Origin of the sequence: Sellimonas intestinalis (assembly GCF_001280875.1) — a bacterium.
Classification (GTDB): domain Bacteria; phylum Bacillota; class Clostridia; order Lachnospirales; family Lachnospiraceae; genus Sellimonas; species Sellimonas intestinalis.
The window spans coordinates 33,395-53,839 of sequence record NZ_LGAJ01000012.1 but is presented as its reverse complement, the minus strand read 5'-3'; the positions used below and the strand labels follow the sequence as shown (position 1 = coordinate 53,839).

18 protein-coding genes are annotated in these 20,445 nt (G+C 47.9%); 15 read left to right on the top strand and 3 right to left on the bottom strand.

Annotation, left to right across the window (positions count from 1 at the left end; all coding sequences use genetic code 11):
* The first annotated feature begins 5 nt into the window (after positions 1 to 5).
* The 15 genes from AOA56_RS11565 to crcB all read left to right on the top strand — a co-directional run bounded on the left by AOA56_RS11565 (position 6) and on the right by crcB (position 18,309).
* The gene (locus AOA56_RS11565; RefSeq protein ID WP_053769703.1) at positions 6 to 1,922 is read left to right on the top strand and encodes a PTS fructose transporter subunit IIABC; all 1,917 of its coding nucleotides are present in this window, start codon (positions 6 to 8) and stop codon (positions 1,920 to 1,922) included.
* Between the two features lie 90 nt (positions 1,923 to 2,012).
* Positions 2,013 to 2,759 carry a DeoR/GlpR family DNA-binding transcription regulator gene (locus AOA56_RS11560; protein WP_024733326.1) on the top strand — a complete coding sequence of 249 codons (747 nt, stop codon included), beginning with the start codon at positions 2,013 to 2,015 and terminating at the stop codon, positions 2,757 to 2,759.
* A gap of 399 nt (positions 2,760 to 3,158) precedes the next feature.
* Entirely contained in the window at positions 3,159 to 4,064 is a 906-nt protein-coding gene (locus tag AOA56_RS11555) for a ComEC/Rec2 family competence protein (RefSeq protein ID WP_024733325.1), read from the top strand.
* Between the two features lie 73 nt (positions 4,065 to 4,137).
* Entirely contained in the window at positions 4,138 to 4,821 is a 684-nt protein-coding gene (locus tag AOA56_RS11550) for a response regulator transcription factor (RefSeq protein ID WP_024733324.1), read from the top strand.
* The gene (locus AOA56_RS11545; protein WP_024733323.1) at positions 4,818 to 6,278 is read left to right on the top strand and encodes a sensor histidine kinase; all 1,461 of its coding nucleotides are present in this window, start codon (positions 4,818 to 4,820) and stop codon (positions 6,276 to 6,278) included. Before AOA56_RS11550 ends, AOA56_RS11545 begins: the two co-directional genes overlap by 4 nt.
* A gap of 167 nt (positions 6,279 to 6,445) precedes the next feature.
* Positions 6,446 to 7,060: an imidazole glycerol phosphate synthase subunit HisH gene (gene hisH, locus AOA56_RS11540; protein WP_053769702.1), complete on the top strand. Its 615-nt coding sequence runs from the start codon at positions 6,446 to 6,448 to the stop codon at positions 7,058 to 7,060.
* A 4-nt stretch (positions 7,061 to 7,064) separates the two neighbouring features.
* Positions 7,065 to 7,829, top strand: coding sequence for an imidazole glycerol phosphate synthase subunit HisF (hisF, locus tag AOA56_RS11535; protein WP_024733321.1), 765 nt, complete (start codon positions 7,065 to 7,067; stop codon positions 7,827 to 7,829).
* Positions 7,830 to 7,843: 14 nt separating this feature from the next.
* Positions 7,844 to 8,533, top strand: a complete 690-nt coding sequence (gene ung / locus AOA56_RS11530; protein WP_024733320.1) for a uracil-DNA glycosylase — start codon at positions 7,844 to 7,846, stop codon at positions 8,531 to 8,533.
* A 3-nt stretch (positions 8,534 to 8,536) separates the two neighbouring features.
* The gene (locus AOA56_RS11525; RefSeq protein WP_024733319.1) at positions 8,537 to 8,908 is read left to right on the top strand and encodes an ArsR/SmtB family transcription factor; all 372 of its coding nucleotides are present in this window, start codon (positions 8,537 to 8,539) and stop codon (positions 8,906 to 8,908) included.
* 9 nt (positions 8,909 to 8,917) lie between these two features.
* Entirely contained in the window at positions 8,918 to 9,478 is a 561-nt protein-coding gene (locus tag AOA56_RS11520) for a tetratricopeptide repeat protein (protein ID WP_062304460.1), read from the top strand.
* Positions 9,475 to 10,713, top strand: a complete 1,239-nt coding sequence (gene hflX, locus AOA56_RS11515; protein WP_053769700.1) for a GTPase HflX — start codon at positions 9,475 to 9,477, stop codon at positions 10,711 to 10,713. The genes AOA56_RS11520 and hflX overlap by 4 nt, the downstream gene beginning before the upstream one ends.
* 9 nt (positions 10,714 to 10,722) lie before the next feature.
* Positions 10,723 to 14,070 (top strand): helicase-exonuclease AddAB subunit AddB, encoded by a 3,348-nt coding sequence (addB, locus tag AOA56_RS11510; protein ID WP_053769699.1) that lies wholly within the window; start codon positions 10,723 to 10,725, stop codon positions 14,068 to 14,070.
* A 5-nt stretch (positions 14,071 to 14,075) separates the two neighbouring features.
* Positions 14,076 to 17,657, top strand: a complete 3,582-nt coding sequence (gene addA, locus AOA56_RS11505; protein WP_238117729.1) for a helicase-exonuclease AddAB subunit AddA — start codon at positions 14,076 to 14,078, stop codon at positions 17,655 to 17,657.
* An 8-nt stretch (positions 17,658 to 17,665) separates the two neighbouring features.
* Positions 17,666 to 17,932 (top strand): DUF1294 domain-containing protein, encoded by a 267-nt coding sequence (locus AOA56_RS11500; protein WP_024733314.1) that lies wholly within the window; start codon positions 17,666 to 17,668, stop codon positions 17,930 to 17,932.
* Positions 17,933 to 17,946: 14 nt separating this feature from the next.
* A complete protein-coding gene (crcB, locus tag AOA56_RS11495; RefSeq protein WP_053769697.1) occupies positions 17,947 to 18,309 on the top strand; it encodes a fluoride efflux transporter CrcB in 363 nt (120 codons plus the stop codon).
* Positions 18,310 to 18,397: 88 nt separating this feature from the next.
* Here the strand turns inward: crcB and AOA56_RS11490 are convergent, their stop codons facing one another.
* Genes AOA56_RS11490 through AOA56_RS11480 form a run of 3 tightly spaced genes read right to left on the bottom strand, consistent with a single transcriptional unit; the run spans position 18,398 to position 20,346 of the window.
* Positions 18,398 to 19,120 (bottom strand): hypothetical protein, encoded by a 723-nt coding sequence (locus AOA56_RS11490; RefSeq protein WP_053769696.1) that lies wholly within the window; start codon positions 19,118 to 19,120, stop codon positions 18,398 to 18,400.
* Position 19,121: 1 nt separating this feature from the next.
* Positions 19,122 to 19,982: an ATP-binding cassette domain-containing protein gene (locus AOA56_RS11485; protein WP_053769695.1), complete on the bottom strand. Its 861-nt coding sequence runs from the start codon at positions 19,980 to 19,982 to the stop codon at positions 19,122 to 19,124.
* Positions 19,963 to 20,346 (bottom strand): GntR family transcriptional regulator, encoded by a 384-nt coding sequence (locus tag AOA56_RS11480; RefSeq protein ID WP_024733310.1) that lies wholly within the window; start codon positions 20,344 to 20,346, stop codon positions 19,963 to 19,965. Before AOA56_RS11480 ends, AOA56_RS11485 begins: the two co-directional genes overlap by 20 nt.
* Positions 20,347 to 20,445: the final 99 nt, after the last annotated feature.

Genomic DNA, 20,445 nt, shown 5'->3' with positions numbered 1-20,445 from the left:
GAGGAATGAGAATTACGGAACTGCTTGATTTGAGAAGTATTTCTCTGGATGCAGTACCTGCGTCCAAACAGGAAGCGCTTGATATGGCCGTGGCATTGATGGCCAAAAGCGGCAAGATCCGGGATGAGGAAGCATACCGGAGAGAAGTCTACTTAAGAGAAGAGGAAAGTACCACCGGTGTGGGAGGGGGGATTGCGATTCCGCATGGAAAATGTGATGCTGTGATCCGTCCGGGGCTGGCGGCGATGGTGATTCCAAACGGTGTGGATTTTGATTCCCTGGACGGAGAGCCGGTTCACCTGATTTTCCTGATTGCGGCTCCAAACACCAAGGATAATGTGCACCTGGACGTGCTGAGCAAGCTTTCTGTTCTTCTGATGGACGAACAGTTTTCTGAGAAACTAAGACGGGCAAAGACGGCAGAAGAATTTTTGCGGATTGTAGATGAAGCGGATGCGGAGAAACCGGATATAGACGAGCAGCTTGCGGCGCAGACGATGGAAGAAAAGGAAAAGAAATCGTTCCGGATTCTGGCAGTTACGTCCTGCCCGACAGGAATCGCACATACCTATATGGCGGCAGAAGGAATAGAGAAGGCGGCAAAGAAAGCAGGATGTTTTGTAAAAGTGGAGACCAGAGGATCCGGCGGGGCAAAAAATGTGCTGACGGAGACGGAAATTCAAGAGGCTGACTGCATTATTGTAGCGGCGGACGCGGAAGTTCCGATGGATCGTTTCCATGGGAAACGGCTGATTGAATGTCCTGTTTCGGACGGGATCGGAAAGGCGGATCAGCTTGTGGAGCGTGCGATGAACGGAGAAGTCCCGGTATATCAGAGTGGAAATCTGAATGTTGGCAAGACCCGGAAGTCTTCTGGCGGTGGTGCTCATAAAGTCTACACACAGTTGATGAACGGGGTGTCCCATATGCTGCCGTTTGTCGTGGGCGGAGGAATCCTGATTGCCCTTGCGTTTTTGATTGATGGATTCAGTGTGGATATTCATTCCCTTTCCGATGAAATGCGTGCAAACTTCGGTACGATCACTCCGACGGCGGCAGCCCTCAAAGGAATCGGAAATACGGCGTTTGGATTTATGCTCCCGGTGCTGGCCGGATTTATCGCCATGAGTATCGGAGACCGTCCGGCTTTGGCCGTCGGCTTTGTCGGCGGTATGATCGCGTCCCAGGGGAAATCCGGATTTTTAGGAGCACTCCTTGCCGGTTTTATCGCAGGATATCTCATTGTCTTTTTGAGAAAAGTATTTGGCAAACTTCCTCAGTCCATTGAGAAGATTGCCCCGGTACTGTTATATCCGCTTTTCGGAATTCTTATTATGGGACTTTTGATGAATTATGTGATTGAGCCTCCGATTGGAGCCCTCAATACAGCCCTCAATACCGGACTCACCAATATGAGCGGAAGCAGTAAGGTTTTACTTGGCATGATTGTCGGCGGTATGATGTCCATCGATATGGGCGGACCGTTTAACAAAGCTGCCTATGTATTTGGAACGGCGTCCATTGCGGCAGGTAACTATGATATTATGGCGTCAGTTATGATCGGCGGTATGGTTCCGCCATGTGCGATTGCCCTTGCGACGTTACTGTTCAAACAGAAATTTACGAAAGAAGAAAGAGAATCCGGCCCTGTCAACTTTATCATGGGACTGGCATTCATTACAGAAGGTGCGATTCCATTTGCGGCGTCAGATCCGCTTCATGTTCTTCCTTCCTGCATCGTAGGTGCAGCGGCAGCAGGAGCACTTTCCATGGCATTTGGATGTACATTGATGGCTCCGCACGGTGGAATCTTTGTATTCCCGGTTGTGGAACATGCTCTGATGTATCTGGTAGCTCTGGTGATCGGAACGATCATAGGAGCAGTACTTCTTGGACTGTTAAAGAAAAAGGTAGAAGAATAAAAAATCCGGTGATGAAAACAGACTGACACTTGTCCATACTTCAGGTTTTGTTGTACAATAAATGCAGCCATGACAGAAAGGAAGGGAAGTATGCTGACAGAAAAAAGGCAGAAAGAAATCCTTCGTTTCCTGGATGAAAAGGGGAGTGTGACGGTGCAGGAGCTGACAGAACGTCTTGACGCTTCAGAGTCCACGATCCGCAGAGATCTGGCGGTACTTCACCAGAAAGGTGCTCTCGTCAAGGTGTTTGGCGGAGCAGTGCAGGCAGAATCCAGAATCAACATCCGGGAAGAGAAGGTGGCTCTTAGAAAAGAGCTGAATAAAGAAGAAAAGATCCGGATAGCGGCATATGCGGCCACCCTTGTGGAGCCGGACGACTTCGTCTATCTGGATGCCGGGACAACTACCGAGTATATGATTCCGTTTCTGACGGAGAAGTCCGCCGTCTTTGTGACAAATGCAGTGTCCCATGCATTGAGGCTGACGGAGAACGGATTCCGGGTTATTTTGATCGGCGGCGAATTGAAAGCCGCGACGGAGGCGATCGTCGGAAACGAAGCGTATGTCAATCTTCAGAAATATAATTTTACCAAAGGGTTTTTTGGAACCAACGGGTTGAATCGTACATCCGGATTTACCACGCCTGATATCAATGAGGCCATGATTAAAGAGTGTGCACTGAAGCATACCCAGAAGCCGTACATTCTTTGTGACAGCAGCAAGTTTCTGCAGACTTGCCCTGTAAGCTTTGGTGAATTTCATAGTGCCAGGATCATTACAGACCGGTATCCGGAAGAATCGATGGAAACGGAGGGCCATATTATCATAGCAAAATAGTGAGATGCCAAGGGGTAATCTGGACATAGAAAGGCAGCAGGAGAAATCCGCTGCCTTTTGTGATTTTGACCAGGCAGGGCATCCGGCCGGGATTTTCGGTTATTACATAAAAAGGAGGAGCCGTCTTGACGGCTCCTGAAGGAAGAGAGAAAAATCTATTCAAACTATAACGTAATGTCTTGGGCGAAGGACAACAGCCGCAAAGAACTAGGAACTCTCTACAACTGTTGTCTTCTTCTTCATTGAAGATGATTCTACTATATCGTACAAATGTGAGGGATTTATGTCTTTGTAATGAAGGTTTTATAAAAGAACTTAAGAAAATATAAACATCATCTGAATGATTTGGAAAGCTTACAGATACAATAAAGGGAAACAGGTTTTCCGGAGGATGGTGCGGTGAAAAAGAAAAGAAAAATCATCTTATATTTGTTTGTTCTGGCTGCTGCGGCAGGGTTATTCGTCATCTGGATTCTGGCAGGGAGAGAAAATCCAGGTTTGGGAGCAGAAGACCTCAATACACAGGGGATAGTCAGAGTACATTTTCTGGATGCAGGGCAAGGAGATAGTATCCTTATCCAGTCAGAAGGGGAAAATCTGTTGATTGATGCAGGGACGAACGAGGATGAGGAACTGGTTGTTTCCTATTTAAAAGAGCAGGGTGTGGAATATCTGGATTATGTGATCGCCACCCATCCGCATATCGATCATATTGGGGGAATGGACGCCGTGCTGGAGACATTTCCGGTGGGAATCTTCTTTCTGCCTGAAGAGGAGTACGATACGGAGAGTTATCAGGATGTGGAGAAAGCACTGAAACAAAAGGAAATTCGTATGAGGCATCCGGACTTCCTGGAAAACTATGAAATCGGGAGCGCCCGGTTTGTATTTATTACCCCGAATTCCCGGAAACAGTATGAAGATCCAAACGACGCTTCCCTTGGAATACGCCTTACGAACGGAGCCCATAGCTTTCTGCTGTGCGGGGATATCAGCAAATCCATAGAGGCCGAGATCCTGGCGTCCGGTGTCAGGATTCGGTCTGACGTGCTGAAACTCAATCATCATGGCAGCAGTGACGCCAATTCCTGGGAATTTCTAAAAGCGGTGGATCCGTCCTTCGTAGTTGTGACCTGTGCGCCCAGAAATGAATTCGGCCATCCTCACGAAAAAGTGATGAAGAGAGTGGAAAAACTGGGGGCAGGCGTTTTCCGGACTGACAGACAGGGAGCGATTGTTTTTGACAGCGACGGGAAACGACTGAAGAGCAGTACGGCGCCTGAAGACGAGGAAAAGGAAAAATAGTAATGTACACAAAAAGGACATATTTTTCTGTTAGAATACAAAAAAAGAATGGAAAAGAAGGGATCAATCGGTTATGGAACAGATCAAGATATTAGTAGTAGACGACGAAAGCAGGATGCGAAAGCTCGTCAGAGATTTCCTGGAGAGAGCTGGATTTCAGGTGCTGGAAGCAGGAGACGGGATGGAAGCGCTGGATCTTTTTTATGAGGATCAAGGGATCAGCCTGATTATCCTGGATGTGATGATGCCGAAGATGGATGGCTGGGAAGTGTGCAGAGAGATCCGTAAAGAATCCAAAGTCCCGATTATTATGCTGACGGCACGGGGCGAGGAGCGAGATGAACTCAATGGATTCGAGCTTGGAGTGGATGAATATATTTCCAAGCCGTTCAGCCCGAAGATCCTTGTCGCAAGGGTGAACGCGCTTCTTCGCAGGACGAGCGGTCTTTCCATGGATCAGACGATCGCGGCGGGAGGCATCGAGATCGACAAGGCAGCCCATATCGTGAAGATCGACGGCAATATGATAGATTTAAGCTTTAAGGAGTTTGAACTTCTGACATACTTTATTGAAAATCAGGGCATCGCCCTTTCCAGAGAGAAAATTCTCAATAACGTTTGGAACTACGATTATTTCGGGGATGCCAGGACGATCGACACCCATGTAAAAAAGCTGAGAAACAAGCTGGGAGACAAGGGGGAATACATCCGTACCATTTGGGGAATGGGCTATAAATTCGAGGTCACAAAAGCATGAGAAAATTAGGAGAAAAGCTTTCCATCCGGAAACAGATGATCGTCATCTTTGCCAGTCTGATTTTGTTTTTGCTTCTCCTTTTCATAGTTGTAAACGGGATGTTTGCGGAAGAGTACTATGTGGCAAACAAGCGGTCGGATTTGGTGAGTGTCTATAAGGAAATGGATTCCGTGTTGGAAGATGATCTTTTCCAGAGTAATACGGAGCTTTTAAAGCTGAACCGGATGCTGGAGAAAAACAACGTATCGGTCCTTTTGGAGGATGGCTCCGGGACAATCCTTTATGCCAATGTATATAATGTGGAACCGCTTCACAAACGTTTGGAACAGTATCTGTTTCATGCAAATTCCATGGCGAAGAAGTACCAGATCAACCGAACCCGGGAAATCATCAGTGGGGCGGAATATCTGGAGTTGTGGGCGCCGCTTGGAAATTCCAATTATCTGATGATGCGAAGTCCCCTGGACAGTATCCGGTCCAATGTCACAATTTCCAACCAGTTTATTTTCTACATCGGAATCGTGATTCTGGGAATCGGAGTGATCCTCGTATGGTTCTTTTCCCGGCAGATTTCAGAACCGATTCTGGAGCTGGCGGAGCTGTCTAAGAAGATGGCAAAGCTGGATTTTGACGCAAAGTATACCCGCGGAGGAGTGGATGAGATCGGAATTCTGGGGAAGAGCTTCAATACGATGTCTGATGAGCTCAAAGAAAAGATTTCTGAATTAAAGACGGCCAACTATGAGCTGCAGAAAGATATCAAGAAGAAAGAGCAGATCGAGACGATGCGTACAGAATTTATCGGGAATGTGTCCCATGAGCTTAAGACTCCGATTGCCCTGATCCAAGGCTACGCGGAGGGGCTAAAAGACGGGATCACCGATGATCCGGAGAGTATGGAGTTTTATTGTGACGTTATCATTGATGAGGCAGGCAAGATGAATCGGATGGTGAAAAATCTCCTTACCTTGAACCAGTTAGAGCTTGGAAGGGATGACACCCAGTTTGAGCGGATTGATATTACCAGCCTGATTCAAGGCGTCGTGCAGAGTCTTGATATTGTAGCCAGACAAAAGGAAGTTGATGTGCGTATGAATGTAAGCGGCCCGGTCTATGTATGGGCGGACGAGTTTAAAGTGGAGCAGGTCGTGCGGAATTATGTCAACAACGCCCTGAATCATGTGGACGGCCAGCGGATTATAGATATCCGTATTGAGGAACGGGAAGGAAAGATCCGTGTCAACGTCTTCAATACCGGGAAGCCGATTCCGGAGGAGGATATCGCACATATCTGGGAGAAGTTTTACAAGGTGGATAAGGCAAGGACGAGGGAGTACGGAGGCAATGGAATCGGACTTTCCATCGTCAAAGCTATTATGGAATCCTTTCATCAGAATTATGGAGTCAGAAACTACGAAAATGGAGTACAGTTCTGGTTTGAACTGGATAAAAAATAGGAATATGGGAATGATTCAGCCATGCGCCTCAAAGTTGCGGCTTGCAACAGACTTTATTGATTTCAGGATGCATGGCTGAATCAGAAAAAATGCGGGTAAGTCCCGCTTTTTACATTTCTTTTTTAAAACGAGTGTGGTAAACTGGAAAAGATAAGGAGTGGATAGCAATGATAGCATTGATCGATTATGACGCGGGAAATATGAGAAGTGTGGAGAAGGCGCTGACATATCTGGGGGAGCGGCCGGTTATCACACGAAAAAGAGAGGAGATCCTGAAAGCGGACCGGATCATTCTGCCAGGGGTAGGGTCGTTTGGGGACGCCATGGAAAATCTGGAGCGGTTTAGATTGTCGGAAGTGTTAAAGGAGGCAGCTAAGAGACAGATTCCTCTGCTTGGTATCTGTCTTGGTATGCAGGTGCTTTTTGAGGCGAGTGAGGAAAGTCCGGGAGTAAAAGGACTTGGGATTTTAGATGGACAGATCGTCCGTATCCCGAAGAAAGAGGGACTGAAGATTCCGCACATGGGATGGAATTCTCTTTCCTGTGCGCCGGACGGGACACTGTTTGAGGGACTTCCGGATCACCCGTATGTCTATTTTGTCCATTCCTACTACTTAAAGGCGAAAGATCCGCAGATCGTAAAGGCTATGGCCGAGTACGGCGTGATGATCCATGCCTCGGTGGAGAGCGGCAATGTTTTCGGCTGTCAGTTTCACCCGGAAAAGAGTGGGGAGACAGGGCTTCACATTCTGAGAAATTTCATAGCAAGACAGGGGGAGTGAAACGATGTTTACAAAGAGAATTATTCCATGTCTGGATGTGAATCAGGGACGTGTTGTCAAGGGAGTCAATTTTGTGGATCTTAGGGATGCCGGGGATCCGGTGGAGATCGCAAAGATTTACGATAGAGAGGGGGCCGATGAGCTGGTATTTCTTGATATCACCGCATCGTCGGACGCCAGAGCCACTGTGGTCGATATGGTAGAGCAGGTGGCGGAGAATGTATTTATTCCCTTTACCGTAGGCGGAGGAATCCGCACGGTGGAGGATTTTCGCACAATTTTGCGTGCCGGGGCGGACAAGATTTCCATCAATACTTCGGCCATTCATACGCCGGATTTGATCTCTGACGCGGCATACAAGTTCGGGAGCCAGTGCGTGGTAGTGGCAATCGACGTCAAGCGATGTGCGGATAGCAGCGGATTTCACGTCTATAAGAATGGAGGGCGGATTGATACAGGACTGGATGCGGTAGAATGGGCCGTGGAGGTCGAGCGCCGTGGAGCCGGGGAGATTCTTCTGACCAGTATGGACGGAGATGGGACAAAGGCAGGCTATGATCTGCGGATTACGAGACAGATTGCGGATGCGGTATCAATACCGGTCATTGCGTCTGGAGGAGCAGGGAAACTTTCCCATTTTTACGATGCCCTGGGCGATAACGGACGAGCGGACGCAGCGCTGGCGGCATCGCTGTTCCACTATAAGGAACTGTCAATCCGCGAAGTAAAAGAATATCTCCGGGACCTTGGAATCCCGGTCAGACTTTAACAGAGGAGGAAGAAATGGCAGCGATACAAAATGACTGGCTGGACGCCTTGCAGGGAGAGTTCAGACAGCCTTACTATAAGAAGTTATTTCAGACTGTAAACGAAGAATACCGGACGAGGCGGATTTTTCCGCCGGCGGATGACATTTTTAATGCCTTTCACCTGACGCCGCTTCGTGACGTAAAAGTGGTGATTCTGGGGCAGGATCCGTACCATGGGGAAGGGCAGGCACATGGGCTTTGCTTTTCCGTACGTCCTGGGGTGGAGATTCCACCGTCCCTTGTCAATATCTATCAGGAGCTTCACGATGATCTGGGATGTACGATTCCTAATCATGGATGCCTCGTCAAGTGGGCGCAGCAGGGCGTACTGCTTTTGAATACCGTATTGACGGTGAGGGCGCACCAGGCTAACTCTCACAAGGAAATCGGCTGGGAGAAATTTACGGATGCAGCCATCCGCAAGGTCAGTGAACAGGACCGGCCGATTGTGTTTATTTTATGGGGGAGGCCGGCACAGGCGAAGAAATCCATGCTTCATAATCCCAAGCATCTGATTTTGGAGGCGCCGCATCCAAGCCCATTGTCCGCATACCGGGGGTTTTTTGGAAGCAGGCCGTTTAGTCAGGCTAACCGGTTTCTAAAGGCACAGGGGATCGAGCCTGTGGACTGGCAGATCGATCCGATCGAAGAAAAGGAAGTATGACAGATGAGGAAAAAAATAGATTGTGCGGAAACAGAGTGTTGTGACTGTATTGAGATTCATGGGGAATGTATCAAAAAGGTAATAGAACGGATGCCGGCAGAAGTGACGCTGATCGATCTGGCAGCCCTTTTCAAGGTGTTCGGGGATCCGACGAGAGTGAAGCTTCTCTACGTCCTCATTCAGTCCGAACTATGTGTCTGCGACCTGGCCGAGGTGCTTCACATGACGCAGTCCGCCATTTCGCATCAGCTTCGGATTTTAAAGCAGATGAAGCTTGTGAAGAGCAGACGGGAGGGGAAGACCGTTTTTTACTCTCTGGCGGACGATCATATCCAGACGATACTAAACCAGGGCATGGAGCATGTGATGGAGTAGCCGGGGACAGTGAAAAAAGAGAAGGGTGATAGAAAGATGAAAAAGCGGTTTGGACTGGTGGCGGCAGGGCTTCTGGCGCTTACCATGGCAGGGTGTTCCACACAGATTGAGAAAGGGACGTCTCTTCTGAAAGAGGAAAAGTACGAAGAGGCGGCCGAAGTGTTTGAAAAAGCGTCCGGGAAATCTTCCATGGAGAGGGAAGCATACCGGGGGCTAGGTATCAGTTATTTTGAGCTGGGGCAGTATGACAAAGCTGCGTCAGCCTTTGAGACGGCTCTGGAAAAAGGAGTCAAGAAGACGCCGGAGCTATATAACCTCCTTGGTATCTCTTATATGAAGATCGGACAGTATGATAAAGCAGCGGTTTCTTTTGAGAATGGAAGCCAGATGGATGGGGCCGGAGATCAACTCAAAAGAGAAATGGCGTACAATGAGATCTTCGTCCTGGAAAAAGCGGGAGATTATACAAAGGCAAAGGAGAGGGCAGACGCCTATCTTCAGACGTGGCCGGATGATGAAGATGTGAAGAAAGAAGCAGAGTTTTTAGAGACACAGGCGGGAAATGCATGATTGAGACAGGAAAGAAACAGGAAAAAGTGATTCTCGTGGCGGCGGCTACGGAGGAGATAGAGAAGGCGGAGCGCTCCCTCGATGAACTTGGCGAGCTTGTTAAGACGGCGGGGGCCGAGGTGTGTGGACGTATGATTCAGGCAAGAGACATGATTCATACGGGAACTTATATCGGAAGCGGAAAGTTGGATGAGCTCAAGTGGCTCGTGTGGGAAAAAGAGGCAGATGGTATTGTCTGTGATGACGAGTTAAGTCCTGTCCAGCTCAAGAATCTGGAGGAGGCGCTGGACTGTAAGATTATGGATAGAACACTTGTAATTCTTGATATTTTTGCGGCGAGAGCGTCCACAAAAGAGGGGAAGATCCAGGTGGAGCTGGCACAGCTAAAATACCGGCAGTCCCGTCTGACCGGCCTGGGAAAGAGTCTTTCCAGGCTTGGAGGCGGTATCGGGACGAGAGGGCCGGGAGAAAAGAAACTGGAGATGGACAGAAGACTTATTAAAAACCGGATCGCCCAGTTAAACCGGGAGCTGGCAGATGTAAGGAGGCACCGGGAAATAACAAGAGAAAAGCGCAGTCAGAATCATATTCCGGTCTGTGCGTTGGTCGGATATACGAACGCCGGGAAATCGACACTTTTGAATACCTTGACCGGGGCGTCGGTGCTGGAGGAGGATCAGTTATTTGCTACGCTGGATCCGACCACAAGGATGTTGATTCTTCCGGGGAATCAGAAAATTCTTCTGACAGATACCGTTGGATTTATCAGTAAACTTCCCCACAATCTGATCGAGGCTTTTCGCAGTACATTGGAGGAAGCGAAATATGCGGACATGATACTCCATGTGGCGGATCTGTCCAATCCTCAGATGGAAGAGCAGATGCATGTGACTTACGAAACCCTTCGGGAGCTTGGCGTTTTGAATAAAACCGTGATCACCGTGTTTAATAAATGTGACAAGGCTTCGGAAGAGATTTTGATCCGGGATTTTCAAGCAGACGCGAAAGTGATTGTCTCCGCAAAGACCGGAGAGGGGCTTGACAGACTGCAAGCGCTTCTGGAGGACTGGGTCAGAGAGCAAAGAATGGAAATTAAGAGGCTGTATCCATATACGGAGGCAGGCAAAATACAGTTGATCCGCGCCTACGGGGAAGTATGCAAGGAAGAGTACCAGGAGGAGGGAATCTACATTGAAGGGTTCGTTCCCAGTGAATTGTACACAAAAGTGAATTAGGAGAAAAACATGGCATTGCAGTTTATTTTTGGGAGTTCCGGTTCAGGGAAGTCCCATTCTCTATATAAAAAGATAATCGAGGAGGCGGCGAAGCACCCGGAGCGAAATTACATCGTCCTCGTGCCGGAGCAGTTTTCCATGCAGACGCAGAAAGACCTGGTGGAGGCAAGTCCGGATCACGCGATTATGAACATCGACATCTTAAGTTTTGGACGGCTCGCCTACCGGGTGATGGAAGAGACCGGGGGGAACCAGAAGATCGTGCTGGATGACGAGGGAAAGAATCTGATTCTCAGAAAGATTGCTGGGGATTATGAGGACGAGCTGACGATCCTTAGAGGCAATCTGAAACGGCAGGGGTATATCAGCGAAGTAAAATCCGTGATCTCCGAGTTTGCCCAGTATGATATCAGAGAAGAACAGATTGATGCAATGATGGAGCAGGCAGGGGTGGGAACATCTCTGTATTATAAACTTTCCGATCTGAAGAAAGTTTATCAGGGATTCTATGCCTATCTGGAGGAGAACTATATTACAAGAGAAGAGATACTGGATCTTCTCTGCGAGCGGGTGCCAAAGTCTGCCATCCTGAAGGACAGCGTTCTTGCTCTGGATGGTTTTACCGGATTTACTCCGGTGCAGAACCGTCTTCTGGCAGAGCTGCTGCGAGTGTGCCGGGACGTGAAGGTGACGGTGACGATTCCTGGATCGGAAGATCCGTACCTCTACCAGGGTCCGTACGAACTGTTCGCCCTGAGTAAGGAAATGACGTCCAGGCTTCTTTTGATCTGCAGGGAGCAGAAAATTCAGGTGAAGGACCCGGTCTGGATGGACGGGAAGGTTCCGTATCGGTTCCGGAAAAATGAGCCGATGGCATTCCTGGAGAGTCATCTGTTCCGCTACCAGAAGGACCGTTATGAAAAAAAGCAGGACCGAATCCATATCCTGCATGCCTCCTCACCGGGAGATGAAGTGGAGGCGGCGGCAAGGCAGGTTCGCCATCTTGTCCGCACGAAAGGATGGCGGTACCGGGATTTTGCTGTTATTGTGCCGGACCTTTCGGCATACTCCGACGAGATCCGCACCCGGTTTTCACAGTACGGGATTCCCGTCTTTATGGACCAGAAGAGAAGCGTTCTTCTTAATCCCTTTGTAGAATATGTGCGGAGTGTCCTGGCGATGATTCAGAAAGGATTCACATATGAGAGTGTCTTTCGGTTTCTGCGGACCGGACTTTTTGAGTTTACCATGGAGGAAGTAGATACGCTGGAAAATTATGTGCTGGCTCTTGGAATCCGTGGCTACAAGAGGTGGCAGGAATCCTGGATACGGAAAAGTGCGGGAATGTCCGAAGAGGAGCTCGTGGAGGTCAACTGTTTGCGCATCCGATTTGTGGAACAAATGGAGAGCCTTGTCTTGGTACTGCAGAAGCGACGGAAGTCTGTCCGGGATATCACGGAGGCTCTCTACGATTTTCTCGTACAGGAGGAGATGTATCGGAAAGTCAGAGAGCAGCAGAGGTTTTTCGAGCAGAATGGCCAGCTTGCACTTGCCAAGGAGTACTCTCAGGTGTACCGGATCGTGATCGATCTGTTTGATAAGTTTGTGGAGCTTCTGGGGGAGGAAACGGTTTCACTTAAGGAGTACGGAGCTCTTTTGGATGCGGGACTTGAGGAGGCGAGAGTCGGCATCATTCCGCCTGGAACGGACGAGGTGATGGCCGGAGATGTGGAACGTACCCGGTTAAAGGAGATCAAAGCACTCTTTTTTCTGGGGGCAAACGATACGTTCCTTCCGGGGCAGCTTGGTTTGGGAGGGCTGCTCTCGGAAACCGACCGGGAGAAGATCCGCTCGGGCGGCACCAAGCTTTCGGCAGGAGGAAAGGAACAGGCTTACGTCCAGAAGTTTTACTTATATATGATGCTGACGAAACCGGAGGAGGAATTGTATCTGTCTTTTGCATCGGCGTCGGCGGACGGGGCTCAGCTTCGTCCGGCATATCTGATCCGGGATATCAAGAAACTCTTTCCTCAGATTTCAGTGAAGCGAGAAGAAGAGAGGACGTTACGGGAGACGGAGTTGACGAATAAAAACAGCCTGGAGCTTTTGATCCGGGGCTTGCAAAATGAAGACACAGAGCGGCCGGAATGGATGGAGCTTTGTGCCTGGTACAGGCGGGATCCGGCACGCCGAAAAAAGCTTGAGGAGGTGCTGGAAACATTCTTCTACCGGATGCCGGACGACCGGCTCTCAAAGGAGGCGGCAAAGATCCTCTATGAGGAGGGGATCGACAGGGGCGTGACGAGGCTGGAAAGGTATGCGTCCTGTGCGTTTGCCCACTTCCTGGCCTACGGTTTGAGACTGAGGGAGCGTCAGGAGTATGAGTTCAAGCCGCTGGACTGGGGGAATCTTTTTCACCGGGCTATGGAGCATTTTGCCAGAAAGGCAGAAATACTGTCTGTTCCCGTGACGGAGATCACGGATGAAATGCGGCGAAATCTTGTAGAAGAAAGTGTGGAGGAGAGTATCGTGGACTATGAAAACACGATTCTCTACAGCACGAAACGGAGGGAATATCTGATTACAAGAATGAAGCGCCTTGTGGACCGGACTGTCTGGGCTCTGCTTCGTCAGCAGAAGATGGGAGATTTTATTCAGACCGGAACCGAAGTCTGTTTTGATGGAGGAAAAATCGACCGGATTGACACCTGTGAGGAGGAAAATCAGGTCTATGTCAAGGTCACGGATTATAAGACGGGCTCCAAGGCGTTTGACATGACAGCGTTTTATTACGGACTGCAGCTCCAGCTTGCGGTCTATCTGAACGCTGCCCTGGAGCTGGAGAAAAAGAAGCATCCGAACAAGGAGATCATTCCGGCGGGTATCTTTTACTACCAGATGAAGGATCCGATGGTAGAAAAGACGGAGGAAGATCAGGTACAGGACGCTCTTTTAAAAGAGCTTCGTCCGGACGGACTTGTCAGTTCGGATCCGGAGGTGTTAAATCATCTGGATCATACGGGAACCAGAAGTTCATTGGCGGCTCCGTTTGCAAGGAATAAGGATGGAAGTATTTCCAAGACGTCCAGAGCAGCGTCCCGGAAAGAATTTGAACTTCTGTCTTCCTATACAAGGAAAAAGACGGGACAGCTCAAAGAGGAAATTCTGGAAGGAAATGCGAAAAAGGAACCGTATGAGCTGGGAACGAGTACCGGGTGCGACTATTGTCCGTACCACGGGATCTGTGGGTTTGACGAGAAAATCGAGGGGTGCGGATATCGGAACCTGGTATCACAGAAGCGGGAGGAGATCTTCCGCCTGATTGCCAGGGAGCTTTCAGAATGGGAAGGAGAGTAAGAGGCATGGGATGGACAACAGAACAAGAACAGGTTATTGCGGCAAGAAACTGCAATCTTCTCGTTTCAGCAGCGGCGGGTTCCGGCAAGACGGCCGTTTTAGTGGAGCGGATCATCACCAGACTGATTGAGGGAGAAGATCCACTTAACGTAGATCAGCTTCTGGTTGTAACGTTTACTGAGGCGGCGGCGGCAGAGATGAAAGAGCGGATCCGGGGAGCCATCGAAAAGAAGCTGGAGGAGGAGCCGGAAAATATTCACCTGCAGCGGCAGGCAACCTTGATTCATCATGCCAGAATTACGACGATCCACAGCTTCTGTCTCTCGGTCGTCCGAGATTACTTTCATACTATCGATCTGGAACCAGGATTTCGGACGATGGAGGAGGGAGAACGAAAGCTTTTGATGCAGGAGGTGATGGAAGAACTTCTGGAGGAAGAGTATAGGAAAGGGGAGGCGTCATTCACGGATTTTGTGGAAATGGCTGCCACCGGAAGAGACGATAGAAAAGTAGAAGAGCTGATTTTAAATCTATACGAGTTTTCCAGAAGTAATCCGGATCCGGAAACGTGGCTTTGCGACAGTATCCAAAGTTATGAGGAGGCAGAAAATCAGCCGTGGGATTCGCTTCCTTTTGTAAAACTGGCGTTGGAGCAGACATGGGCATCCCTGGAGGATCTGGAGCAGTCTCTCGTCTATGCGAAGTCTGTCTGTGAAGACACAGATGGTCCGGCGGCGTATGAAGCAGCCATTGTTTCGGATATTGAGAGGATTCGCAAGCTTCGTAAGGCAGAGAGTTTTCAGAAACTTCAGGAGGCACTTTCCGGGCTTTCCTTTGACCGTCTGGCGACAAACCGGGATCAATCCGTCTCCGAGGAAAAGATACAGACAGTGAAATCTCTGCGGGATCAGGTGAAGAAAGAGCTGACTTCTATCAGAGATCAGTTCTTCTATGAGATAGTGGAAGAGCTAAGGGGAGATCTAAGACGCGCCAAGCCTTTTGTCCAGGAACTGGTGCGCCTGACGGTGGCGTTCGGTCAGGCGTTCGAGGCAAAGAAGCAAAGCCAGGGTGTGATAGACTTTGGCGATATGGAACAATACGCTCTTCGGATTTTGCGAAAAGAAGAGATTGCTGAGGAATACCGGAACAAATATGAAGAGATTATGATTGACGAGTATCAGGACAGTAATCTCATCCAGGAAACTCTGCTTACACAAATTTCGCGGGTGAACAGGGGAAAATATAATGTGTTTATGGTCGGAGATGTGAAACAGAGCATCTATCGTTTCCGCCTTTCAAGGCCGGAGCTGTTCATGGAAAAGTATGAAACGTATGGGATAGAAGCAGATGGTCCCAAACGGAGAATCGACCTGCACAAGAATTTCCGGAGCAGAAGGGAAGTCCTGGATGCCGTAAACTATCTGTTTTATCAGATTATGACAAAGGCGCTCGGACGGGTAGAATATGATGAACAGGCTGCCCTTTACGTAGGAGCCCGGTTTGAGGAGAAGCCCGGATTTGACACGGAAGTTCTTCTGATCGAGGAGGGGGACTCCTTGGAGTCAAAGGAGCTGGAGGCGAGGGCAGTAGCGGCCCGTATTAAGGAGCTTAAAGCCGGGATGGTGATTTTTGATAAGGAAAGTGGAACATGCCGGAGCGTGGCGTATCGTGACATCGTGATTTTACTTCGTAGTCTCAAGGGTTGGACCGACATTTTTTCAAACGTGCTCAACGAAGAGGGGATTCCCACATTCTGTGGGACAAAGGAGGGGTATTTTCAGACAAGGGAGATCAGTCTGCTCTTAGATTACCTGAAAATTTTGGATAATGAAAAGCAGGATCTGCCGTTGACGGCAGTACTCGCCTCCTGCTTCGGAGGTTTGACAAGCGAAGAGCTGGCGCGGATCCGGTGCGCTTATCCACAGGGACCGTTCTACCAGGCGGCAATGGACTATGCCAGGGAAAGGAAGGATCCGAAGCTTTGCGCTTTTTTTGCACAGGTTCATGCGTTTCGGAAACAGGTGCCGTATACGGCGATCCATGAACTATTGGAGACGATTGTCTCTGTGACCGGATACCGGGACTATGTACTGGCTCTGCCGGGAGGCGTACAAAGAAGAGCAAATCTGGATATGCTGATTGAAAAGGCGAAGGCCTACGAGAGCACCAGCTACAAAGGACTGTTTCATTTCCTTCGCTATGTAGAGCAGCTCCGGAAATACCAGGTGGATTATGGCGAGGCCAACACAAGCGATGAGATGGGGGACGCTGTACGTCTGATGAGTATTCACAAAAGTAAAGGACTGGAATTCCCGGTTGTGATCGTTGCCGGAATGGGAAAGAGGTTTAATACCCAGGATATTCACAGTCAGATGGTGATTCATCAGGATCTGGGGATCGGGGTAGACGCTGTTTATTTAAAAGAACGGATGCAGGCTCCAACCTTTCTGAAGAAAATGATCCAGAATGAGACAAGATTGGAAAATCTCGGAGAGGAGCTTCGGGTACTCTATGTTGCGCTTACAAGAGCAAAGGAAAAGCTGATTCTTACAGGAACACTGAAAAGTGTGGAGGAAAAGAGAAAGCAGTACGACCGGATCCGGTCTCAGACGGGGCGTCCACTCGCTTTTGGTCTGCTCCAGAAGGCTGCAAGCTATCTGGATTTTCTTGTTCCGGCACTGATGAGGCTGGAACAAGACCACGCAAAGGGAGCGTATCCACCGATCCAAGTGGAAGTTTTGACAGAAGAAGAGATCTTGATGGAGTCGGTGATAGAAGAAGAGCGGCGGCAGATTCGAAGGGAGGATATCGAAGCGATCGATCCGGACAACGTGTACGATTCGAAGGTTCACGATCATCTGAGAGAAAGTTGGCTGTTCCGGTACCCGTACGAGGAGCAGAGCCACTGGAGCAGGAAATTCTCCGTGTCTGAGCTGAAACGGGCGGCCTACGAACCACAAACGGAGGAAGAGAGTGGAACGAGACTTTACGAAAAACCGCTCCATGAAAAATCAGATGAAGAGATTGTACCTAAATTTCGCAGGAGCCAGGACGAGACAGACATCAGCGGTGCGGCACGGGGAACGGCCTATCACAGGATCCTGGAACTTCTGGATTATTCCTGCTCTTATACAAGGGAGACGTTAAAGGCTGCCATTCAGAGATTTGTTGAAGACGCAAAGATCGACAGCGTGTCCGTACAGTCGGTGAATCCGGACGATCTCTGGCACTTTCTTCAGTCGGACTGCGCCGCAAGGATGCAAAAAGCGGCACTTTCCGGGAAGCTCAGAAAAGAACAGCCTTTCGTTCTTGGTGTGGAGGCAGGACGTGTTTACCAGGAAGCAGATCCGGAAAGGAAGGAGGAACTTCTGATCGTGCAGGGAATGATCGACCTGTTTTTTGAGGAAGACGGGGAGATTGTCCTTTTGGACTATAAGACAGATTGGGTGCACAATGAGGAGGAGCTGGTAAAGCGCTATCAAATCCAGCTTGACTATTATCAGGAAGCTCTCGAAAAGAGCCTTGGAAAACGAGTGAAAGAAAGACTGATCTATTCCTTTGCACTTGGCAGAGAGATCAGGGCATAGGAGGAAGGATGATCTGGCAATATGGATTATTAACTTGGGCTGTGTGGAATGTGATGGTCTTCACCCTGTACGGTGTGGATAAATGGAAAGCAAAAAGGCAAAAGTGGAGAATTTCCGAGATGACGCTCCTGGGAATGGCATTTGTCTTTGGCGCGGCGGGCGCTTTTGCGGGGATGCTGTTGTTTCACCACAAGACGAGAAAATGGAAATTCCGGATTCTGGTGCCACTGTTTTTGCTGTTGCAGGCGGCAGGGGGATACTGGATCCTGAGATGAGAAGGAGAAGAGAGATGCAAATTTTCATTGCGGCACTTGGAGGTGCCCTTGGGGCGTCTGCCCGTTATGGATTGAGCCTTCTTCCGGGAAAGTGGGACTTTCCGGTCTGGACATTTCTTACGAATCTTTGCGGGGCTGTTATCATCGGTTTTCTGGCGGGGATTTTGGCCGGGGAAGCGCAAGAGAGCTCCAGGAATGTTGCACTGTTCTGGAAGACCGGATTTTGTGGAGGATTTACGACCTTTTCCACGTTTTCTTTGGAGGCGTGGAATCTTCTGGAGCAGGGCAAAATGCTGACAGGAGGGCTTTATATTGTGGGTAGTGTAGTCTGCTGTCTTGCGGGCATATGCCTTGGAAAATTTTTAGCCGCCAGATGACAGAAAATGCGAGGGGATGACACAAAGGTGATAGGATCCTCCTTAAGTAGAAGTGGAAAGAATCAAAATCTACTTAAGGAGGATTTCATTATTTCAGTTCTGTACGACGAATAATAGCATAAGAACCACTTCCAAATACAGCAATGAGTAATAGGAAAGTCAGAGTAGGGAACAGGTAATTGATTCTTCCGTCATTCATAAAGCCCATGGCCTTTGTCAGAAATTCTATCACAGTACTTATGGTTTTTGCTGAAAAAACATATCGGAATAATGCGATGATCAGCAACACGATACCGCCAAAACAAACTCCCAGACAAAGGGATATTTTTTTCCCTGCTTTATTGATGATCAGTATTCCTAAATACAATAAACTACAAACTAATATATAAACAAGAAAAAGCCACAGCCAATTCATAAATAAATGATCATATCCGTATATTGAGCCATAAAGTGAAGAATAATTGTCGTTAAAATAATGAATCATATTTCCCACCGCCGCGTCTACAAGTGCCATTGTGCCGGCGATAAAGCAGAACATGGAAAATGTCGCTATAAAAATATATTTTCGGGTAAATCCATGCTGTATCAACATTTTGAAGTCTTCTTTAAATCCAAGTACGCCTAAAATACTGACGTAAACCAAGGAATTCATTTCTAAGCAGTTTGTTCCTACCTCCTCAAATGTTCCCATTACAAGTCCAACAATCATGGTAATAAAGCCGACAAGCGCGTACTGGATTGCATAGAAAAGCCAAATATACTTAAATGAAGTGGCACATTCATAGTGAATAATTGATTTCAGATTCTTCATATCAGATACCGCCTTTCTCTGTTAATTTGACAAACAGTTTTTGTAAATTCATAGCTGAAACCTGTAAGTTACTGCCTTGCGGGATTGCCGATTTTTCACCTAATATATAAGCAATTTTGAGACCGCCTAATTCATCGGAGTCAATTACATTTTTATCACTGCAATAGTCTTCAACATCTTTTGCCATACCGGAGACACAATACCCTGTCTCCAATAATGCTGCTACATTTCCCTGTAATAATAATTTCCCTTTATCGATCAAAATAACTTCCTCAATGATATTTGCGACTTCTTCAATTAAATGTGTTGCAATAATAAAGCTACGTTCTTCATTTTCGTATTCTTTCAGAAGCAGACTGTAAAACAGCTCTCTGTGATTTGCGTCCAACCCTAAAACCGGTTCGTCGAAAATGATATAAGGTACATGAAGCGACAAGGCGACGGTTAATTTGAAAATGGACTGATAGCCTTTTGACAAAGCCTTGAATTTTAGGTTTGTATTAAGATGGAATTGCTCTGAAATTTTTAAGGCTTTTTCCAGATCAAAGTTTTCATAGAAACGATGAATCCACTTAAAATGATCTTTGATTTTTAAACCGGTATCATATAAGTCCGCTTCACTCATACAAAAGATTTTTTCATGTATCGCCATATTTTCTGTTGCCGGCAAATCATCAATTAAAATTTCGCCGCTATCAGCAAAGATACGATTGGCAATAATATTAATCAGTGTCGATTTTCCGGCGCCGTTTCTTCCCAAAAAACCGTATATTTTTCCAAATTCAAAAGAAAAAGAAACATGGTCTAATGCTGTTACGCCATTATACGCCTTTGTAATATTTCTAATTTGGATGGTGTTCATTTCTAAAGCCCCTTTCTATTAGTTGAATTACTTCTTCTTTTGTCATGTTCAACTTCGATGCTTCCGCAACCAGCGTTGCGATATACTGGTCAAAAAACTGTCCTTGACGCTTGGCGCGGATTTTATTGACTGCCCCTTCTCTTACATACATCCCTAAGCCTCTTTTTTTATAAATAACTTCTTCGTCTACGAGCATATTCATTCCTTTCAGTACGGTATGAGGATTGATATTCAACAGTGCGGATATTTCATTTGTAGAGGGGATCTTCGTTTCCTCCGGAAATGTTCCTGTGAATATAGCGTCCTCAAGCTGTTCGGCTATCTGAATGAAGATAGGTTTATCGGCATTTGTATCTATATGCACAATATCACTCCTTTTGATTGCTAGTTTGTTACTTGAGCAACTAACTAGATTACGTCTTTAATATAGACAATAAAGAGAAAAATGTCAAGAGATTTTTAT

What these genes read in the sequence shown, in the direction of transcription:
- AOA56_RS11565 (WP_053769703.1), top strand. Translation starts at nt 6, where the DNA reads ATGAGAATTACGGAACTGCTTGATTTGAGAAGTATTTCTCTGGATGCA.
- AOA56_RS11560 (WP_024733326.1), top strand. Translation starts at nt 2,013, where the DNA reads ATGCTGACAGAAAAAAGGCAGAAAGAAATCCTTCGTTTCCTGGATGAA.
- AOA56_RS11550 (WP_024733324.1), top strand. Translation starts at nt 4,138, where the DNA reads ATGGAACAGATCAAGATATTAGTAGTAGACGACGAAAGCAGGATGCGA.
- AOA56_RS11545 (WP_024733323.1), top strand. Translation starts at nt 4,818, where the DNA reads ATGAGAAAATTAGGAGAAAAGCTTTCCATCCGGAAACAGATGATCGTC.
- hisH (WP_053769702.1), top strand. Translation starts at nt 6,446, where the DNA reads ATGATAGCATTGATCGATTATGACGCGGGAAATATGAGAAGTGTGGAG.
- hisF (WP_024733321.1), top strand. Translation starts at nt 7,065, where the DNA reads ATGTTTACAAAGAGAATTATTCCATGTCTGGATGTGAATCAGGGACGT.
- ung (WP_024733320.1), top strand. Translation starts at nt 7,844, where the DNA reads ATGGCAGCGATACAAAATGACTGGCTGGACGCCTTGCAGGGAGAGTTC.
- AOA56_RS11525 (WP_024733319.1), top strand. Translation starts at nt 8,537, where the DNA reads ATGAGGAAAAAAATAGATTGTGCGGAAACAGAGTGTTGTGACTGTATT.
- hflX (WP_053769700.1), top strand. Translation starts at nt 9,475, where the DNA reads ATGATTGAGACAGGAAAGAAACAGGAAAAAGTGATTCTCGTGGCGGCG.
- addB (WP_053769699.1), top strand. Translation starts at nt 10,723, where the DNA reads ATGGCATTGCAGTTTATTTTTGGGAGTTCCGGTTCAGGGAAGTCCCAT.
- addA (WP_238117729.1), top strand. Translation starts at nt 14,076, where the DNA reads ATGGGATGGACAACAGAACAAGAACAGGTTATTGCGGCAAGAAACTGC.
- AOA56_RS11500 (WP_024733314.1), top strand. Translation starts at nt 17,666, where the DNA reads ATGATCTGGCAATATGGATTATTAACTTGGGCTGTGTGGAATGTGATG.
- crcB (WP_053769697.1), top strand. Translation starts at nt 17,947, where the DNA reads ATGCAAATTTTCATTGCGGCACTTGGAGGTGCCCTTGGGGCGTCTGCC.
- AOA56_RS11490 (WP_053769696.1), bottom strand. Translation starts at nt 19,120, where the DNA reads ATGAAGAATCTGAAATCAATTATTCACTATGAATGTGCCACTTCATTT.
- AOA56_RS11485 (WP_053769695.1), bottom strand. Translation starts at nt 19,982, where the DNA reads ATGAACACCATCCAAATTAGAAATATTACAAAGGCGTATAATGGCGTA.